The following is a 6,534-nucleotide window of genomic DNA, read 5'->3' as shown; positions in this document are numbered from 1 at the left end:
CTCCTATTAGAAAACAATGAGTTATCTAATAGGAGGAATATTGCATGGGAACGGTATATACGCAACTGAGCTTACAAGAACGGCGCAGGATCGAAGACTGGTGGCTTGCAAAGGTCCCTGTCGCTGAGATGGCGCGCGTTTTGAAGCGTCACAAGTCGACGATATTCCGAGAGATCAAACGCAACTTCTGGGCCGATGATGCCTTTCCCAAGAAGTACGCGGGATACTTCGGCATGGCAGCACACCAGCGCACGCAGCAACGCCGTTCCACGCAACGCAAGCTGATCAGACATCCCGATCTGTGCAAGCGCGTCATCGAACGGATCAAGCAAGGATGGACGCCCGAGCAGATCGGCAACCGGATGATCTATGAAGGTGCTACGCTACGCGTCTGCCAGGAGACGATCTACCGCTACATCTATTCTAAGGAAGGCATGGACCAAGAGCTCTGGTGGTACTTGCCCGAACATCGGAAATCCCGCAGGCCACGCCGTGCCAGGAAGCGCCAGAAGCCCAAGTTCGACCGTGATGTCAGCATTCTATTCCGGCCAGATGATGTCGCTCACCGTCGCCAGTTTGGGCACTGGGAGGGAGATTTGATGCTGTTCAAACAGAAACTTGGGCAAACCAATGTCACCTCGCTGGTCGAACGTGTCAGCCGCTTCACCGTGCTGCTGAAGAACCCGAACAAGCGCACCAAGCCGGTGATGGGGAAAATTATGAAAGCCGTACGCGACCTGCCTCATCTGGCCCGCAAATCAATCACACCTTTGATCGCGGTACCGAGTTCGTCAGCTGGCCACATTTGCAGGCCGAAATCGGGACGCAGACATGGTTCTGCGATCCTTCCAGCCCGTGGCAAAAAGGCACGGTCGAGAACACCAATCGAAGGGTCCGAAGATGGCTTCCTCGCAAGCGCGACATTAGGACGATCACAGACGAGGACATGAAGGTGATCTGTGATCGGCTCAACAATACGCCTCGCAAGTGCCTTGGATGGAAGACGCCCGCTGAAGTCTTCCGTGAAAAGATGATGGAAGAGATGGGCCGATCCCCCTACCCTCAACGCCAATAGGAGTCGCAGTTCAGGTATCGCTCACAGGTGACATTTCAGCTTGGTTGCAACTTCACGCGATCTTCCTGCGTGGGCGGCAACAAGCTGCTCAGGAATAATTGACAGAATTAGTAAATTATAATACCCGCCGCGCTCGAAGGAGTTGCGGATGTTTTATGACTTGGCAAGTTTGCGCATTTTTGGCGCCCGGCCCTGCCTGATACCGGCAGCAGGACCGCAGCTGACCTATGCTGCCTTGGCAGACGCCGCAGAAGACTTTGCACGCCAGTTGCCGCCCGTTCGGCGGCTGATTGCGGTGGAAGCTGCAAGCGATCCGCAGGCCATTGCGGCCTATCTCGGCGCGCTCGCGGCCGGCCATGCAGTGATGCCGCTGCCCGCCAGGGATGCCGAGACCGCCGCCCGCCTGGAAGACCGCTTCTGCCCTGCCGCCAGCTTTCGCCATGTGAACGGCAGCTGGCAGCTGATTGCACATACGCGCGCGCCCGCAGATATCCATCCCGAGCTTGCCCTGCTGCTGCAAACCTCTGGCAGCACCGGCCACGGCCGCGGCGTGCGCCTGTCTGCCACAGCCGTGGACAGCAACGCCCGCGCCATTGCCGAGTATCTGGAGATCCAGCCCCAGGACCGCGCCGCGCTGATCCTGCCGCTGCATTATTCCTACGGGTTGTCGGTGCTGCATTCGCATCTGGCAGCTGGCGCCAGCCTATGGCTGGCCCCCGGCTCGGTGCTGGACACCGGGTTTGCAGAGGCTCTTGCTGCCTCCGCCGCCACCAGCCTGGCTGGGGTTCCGCATCACTTCCGGCTGCTGGAAAGCGCCGGCCTGGCGCAGGCGCTGCCCGGATCTCTCAGGACACTGACCGTTGCGGGCGGCGCAATGGAACCGGAGCAGGTCCGCACATGGGCTGCCCGGATGCAGCACCGCTCAGGCCGGTTCTTTGTCATGTACGGCCAGACAGAGGCCACTGCGCGGATCAGCTATCTGCCGCCAGAGCTGGCGCAGGACAACGCCGGTGCCGCTGGTCTTGCCATTCCTGGCGGCCAGCTGCTGCTACGCGACGCCGGCGGCAGGGACATCACCACACCGGAAGGTGAGGGAGAGCTGATCTATAAAGGCCCGAACGTGATGATGGGCTATGCCGAAGGCAGCGCAGATCTGCTCAAAGGCGCAGAACTCAGCGAACTCGCCACCGGTGATCTGGCCCGGCGCGCGGCTTGTGGCCTCTACCATATCACCGGCCGGCTGTCGCGGATGTCCAAGATCGCCGGGCTGCGCATCGGCCATGACGCCATTGAACGCGCCCTGGCCGCCCAGGGGCACGAGGCCTCAGTCTGGGGCGACGATACCCGTATCTCCATCGCCATCTGCGGCCACCCGGATGGCATCGCCGCCCTGGCCGCCCGGATGACCGGCGTCGGCCAGCAGCATTTCACCGTGATCCCGCGCAAATCCCTGCCGCGCCGCGCCAATGGCAAGATCGACTACCCGATGCTTCGGGCCCAATCGGCAGCCCCCAAGCGCGCCAAAGGGGTTCTGGCTGCCTATCAGGCGGCATTTGCGCCGCAGACCGTGGGCCGCAACGACAGCTTTGCCTCGCTTGGCGGCGACTCGCTGCGCCATGTGGAACTGTCGCTGGCGCTGGACGACATTCTGGGCGGCGCCCCGGCGGGCTGGGAAAAGATGCCCGTCAAGGACTTGCAGCAGGCCGCTCCAGCGCCCGCCGCAGGCCTGCCCTTTGATCTTGTCGCCCGGGTTCTGGCCATCTTCGCCGTGGTGGTGGCGCATCAGACCTTCTGGCCGGTATTCGGCGGTGCTGCAGCTATGGTCATCCTGATGGGGATGAGCATCGCAGGGTTTCGGTGGGACGCGCTGAAATCCGGCGATCTGCACAGTTTTTTCAAACCCGTGGCCGCAGTGCTGATCCCCTACTACCTGATCCTTGCGGGCTATGCCGTCGCCTGGGAGCAGATGCCCTGGGTGTCGGTCTTACTGGCTGGCAATTTTGCCCTGACCGTCCCCGAAACCGGTCTGATGCTGCCCTATCTCTATTGGTTCATCGAAGCCTACGTGCAGATGACCCTGCTTGTGGCCCTGCCGTTCATGCTGCCGCCGCTGCGCCGCTGGCTGGTGCATCAGGGCGCCTTTCGCGCAGGTCTTTGCTTGCTGGGTTTTGCCATCGCGCTGCGCCTTGGCGTGCCCGAGTTCTGGAACATCGGCGGCCGGGCGCAGTTCACCGTGCCCTGGGTGTTCTACCTGTTTGCGCTTGGCTGGTGCATCACAGCCGCGAGCACGCTGACACAGCGGCTGCTGGTGCTGGCCGCCGCCTGCATCATCATGCCGATGGCGGCCTATTTGGGCGGCAACTGGTACGGCGGCTGGATCAAATACATGTGGCTGCTGGCGCTGATCGCCGGGCTGCTGTTCATGTCCCGCCTGCCGATGCCACGCATTGCCGTGCGGCCCATGATGCGGCTCGCCCAGGCGGCCTTTCACATCTATCTTTTGCACCGCTTTGTACCGGAACTGCTGATGCCGATGGCAGGGCTCGAGGGCCGCAGCCCGTTGAATGATGCGCTGGCCATCTTTGGCGGCATTGCCCTGGGCCTGGCCGCCGCCGCCCTGCAGCGGCAGCTGGTCCGGATGTGGTTGCAGGTGCGGAACCGCCGCCCCACCATGGCCCAGGCAAATATCTGACAGCCTGGTGACGCCGGGCAGAACATCTTAATCCGGCCGTGTCCGCAATTGCTTGCGCATCCAGGCTTCCAGCTTCTGCACGGCCTCCGGCACCACCCCATTCGGGCTCAGAGCAGGATTTCACCTCTCGGCAACGGGCGCGGACTGCGGTATTGCCCATGTGAACACCGGCCCCGACGGCGCTGAAAACGGCGGCGCTTTCGGGGGCGGAAAGAAAACCGGCGACGGCCGCGAAAACAGCTCCGGCGCCTGCAACGGATACATGCGCCGGCAGACCGATACGGTGATTTACTCACCCGGGCCGCCGCTTGCTCAGGAGATCAAGTTTGACATCTGATCTGGCATCCTGCCTCTGGCATCAAACCTGCCAGGAGACCCCCGCCTTCGAGGAGCTCACCGGCGAGGCTGAAGCCGATCTTGTGGTGATCGGCGGCGGCTTTACCGGCTGCTCTGCTGCACTGAAAGCCGCAGAAATGGGGGCCTCGGTTCACCTGATCGAGGCAGATGAAACCGGCAGCGGCGGTTCCGGGCGTAATGTGGGGCTGGTCAATGCCGGCCTCTGGCTGCCGCCCGAAGACATCAACGCCGAACTGGGCGCTGGGACCGGCAGCCGCCTGTCCCAGCTGCTGGCGGGTGCCCCGGACATGGTGTTCTCGCTGATCACCAAACACGCCATCCAATGCGAAGCGGAAACCGGCGGCACCCTGCACTGCGCCCATGCGCCCGCCGGGATGAAAGATCTGCAGCGCCGCCATGCCCAGCTCCGCGCAATCGGTGCTCCGGTCCAATTGCTGCCGCGCGATGACGCCATCCAGCGCACCGGCTCCGAGGCCGTGCACGGCGCCCTGTTTGACCCGCGTGCAGGCACCATCCAGCCGCTCGCCTTTGTCCGCGGCCTTGCCCGCGCCGCCGCCCGGGCAGGCGCGCAGCTGCATGAACATTCTGCCGCCACCGCCATCAGCCGCGACGGCAGCACGTGGCATGTGGCAACGCCCAAAGGCAGCATCCGCGCCAAACATCTGATCATGGCCACAAACGCCTATGCCCGCAGCCTCTCCGGTTACGCCGCGCCGCAGGTGATCCCGGTGCATTATTTCCAGGCCGCCACCGATCCGCTGCCCGCCCCGCTGCTCAGGCAGATCCTGCCAATGAAGGAAGGCTGTTGGGATACCGCATTGGTGATGTCGTCCTGGCGGCTGGATCAGGCCGGGCGGCTGATCATCGGCGGCATGGGCGCGCTCGACCATTTCGGCAGCGCGCTGCACCGCAGCTGGCTGCCCCGCAAACTGGCAGCCCTTTATCCGGATCTGAAAGAGGCGCAGCTGCGCAGCCACTGGCACGGTCGCATCGCCATGACCGCCGAGCATTTGCCCAAGATTCTGGACCTGCAGGGCGGCTTTGCCTGTTTTGGGTATTCCGGTCGCGGTATCGGCCCCGGCACCCTGTTCGGTACCGCCATGGCCGAGGCGCTGCTGACAGGCGACAGCACCTGCCTGCCGGTGCCGCCCGTCCCCGACCACAGCCTGCCCTTTGCGAGTCTGCGCAGCACCTACTACGAGACCGGCGCCACGCTCACCCATCTGATCAGCAACAGGTGATCAAGGCAGGCCGCTTGGCGCGCCCGCATCTTCAGCAACCGGCAATTGCCGCGCCAATATCCTGCAGCAGCGCCGGATAGAACTGCGGCCCCGGTTCCAGCCCGGCCCCCAAGGGATCCAGCACCGCAGTGCCCGCGCCGGTGCCATCCAGCACCGTGGCAACCAGCCCCGGATTGAACTGCGGCTCGGAAAACACGCAGGCCACTTTCCGAGCCGCCACCACATCCCGGATTTCCGCAATCCGCGCCGGACTTGGCTTTGCCGCATCGCTGAGCGTGATCGCCCCGACCGCGCTAAGACCAAAGCCCCGCTCAAAATACTGATAGGCATCGTGGAACACGATGAACGGCTTGTCCTGGAACGGCTCCAGCGCAGCCGAAACGCTTGCCACAGCCTCTGCAATCTCCTGCTTGCCCGCCTCTGCATTGGCCACATAGGTCGCTGCATTATCCGGGTCATGCTCTGCCAGCTCTTTGGCAATTACATCCAGCCAGGCCTGGGCATTACCCGGCAGCAGCCAGGCATGCGGATCGGCGCCCTGGTGGTCATGCCCATCAGCATCGGCGTGATCATCATGATCACCGTGATCCTCATGCGCCGCATGTTCTTCATGATCATGGTCATCATGGCCCGCGTGATCATCATGTTCTTCATGATCTTCATGGCCGTGGTCATCGTGACCGGTATGGTCCTCATGCTCCTCGGGACCGTCATGGTTTGCGTGATCTTCCTGCGCCTCATGGTCACCATGGTCATGCGCCTCAAACCGGGCGCCCTCGCGGAACGGCAGCACCAATGTGCCGGTGCTTTCCAGCAATGCAACCCGATGCGCATCGCCCGCCAGTTCCTCCAGCGGACCTTCCAGCCAGGTCGTCAAACCACCCCCCATCCAGAAAACCACATCCGCCTGATCCAGCGCCCGCGCCTCAGAGGGGCGCATCGAATAGCCATGCGGCGAAGCGCCCGGCCGAACCACCAGGGCCGGCGCGCCCATGCCCTGCATCACCCGCGCCACCAGCCCGTGCACCGGCGTAATATCCGCCGCAACCTTGGGCACCTCTGCCCAGGCCGCCCCCGTTGCCGCCAAAAGCACTGCCGCTGCCACCGCGTTCCGCATGTCACTCTCCGATGTAACTTTATAACATTTCGTTCGGGTTGATAAACGTCAT

4 protein-coding genes and 1 pseudogene are annotated in these 6,534 nt (G+C 63.1%); 4 read left to right on the top strand and 1 reads right to left on the bottom strand.

The window, feature by feature from the left end:
- Positions 1-44 precede the first annotated feature (44 nt).
- From ACP151_RS13955 to ACP151_RS13940, 4 genes and pseudogenes are all read left to right on the top strand, one after another.
- Positions 45-1,075 (top strand): annotated as a pseudogene (locus ACP151_RS13955) (IS30 family transposase).
- Positions 1,076-1,223: 148 nt separating this feature from the next.
- A complete protein-coding gene (locus tag ACP151_RS13950) occupies positions 1,224-3,767 on the top strand; it encodes an AMP-binding protein (protein ID WP_424979511.1) in 2,544 nt (847 codons plus the stop codon).
- 160 nt (positions 3,768-3,927) lie between these two features.
- The gene (locus ACP151_RS13945; RefSeq protein ID WP_424979510.1) at positions 3,928-4,104 is read left to right on the top strand and encodes a hypothetical protein; all 177 of its coding nucleotides are present in this window, start codon (positions 3,928-3,930) and stop codon (positions 4,102-4,104) included.
- Positions 4,094-5,365: an NAD(P)/FAD-dependent oxidoreductase gene (locus tag ACP151_RS13940; protein WP_424979509.1), complete on the top strand. Its 1,272-nt coding sequence runs from the start codon at positions 4,094-4,096 to the stop codon at positions 5,363-5,365. The genes ACP151_RS13945 and ACP151_RS13940 overlap by 11 nt, the downstream gene beginning before the upstream one ends.
- 31 nt (positions 5,366-5,396) lie before the next feature.
- On the opposite strand, the gene ACP151_RS13935 is transcribed toward ACP151_RS13940, so the two are convergent.
- A complete protein-coding gene (locus ACP151_RS13935) occupies positions 5,397-6,482 on the bottom strand; it encodes a zinc ABC transporter substrate-binding protein (RefSeq protein WP_424979508.1) in 1,086 nt (361 codons plus the stop codon).
- Positions 6,483-6,534: the final 52 nt, after the last annotated feature.

Origin of the sequence: Leisingera sp. S232 (assembly GCF_049800895.1) — a bacterium.
Lineage (GTDB): Bacteria > Pseudomonadota > Alphaproteobacteria > Rhodobacterales > Rhodobacteraceae > Leisingera.
This window is presented reverse-complemented; position numbering and strand designations above follow the sequence as displayed.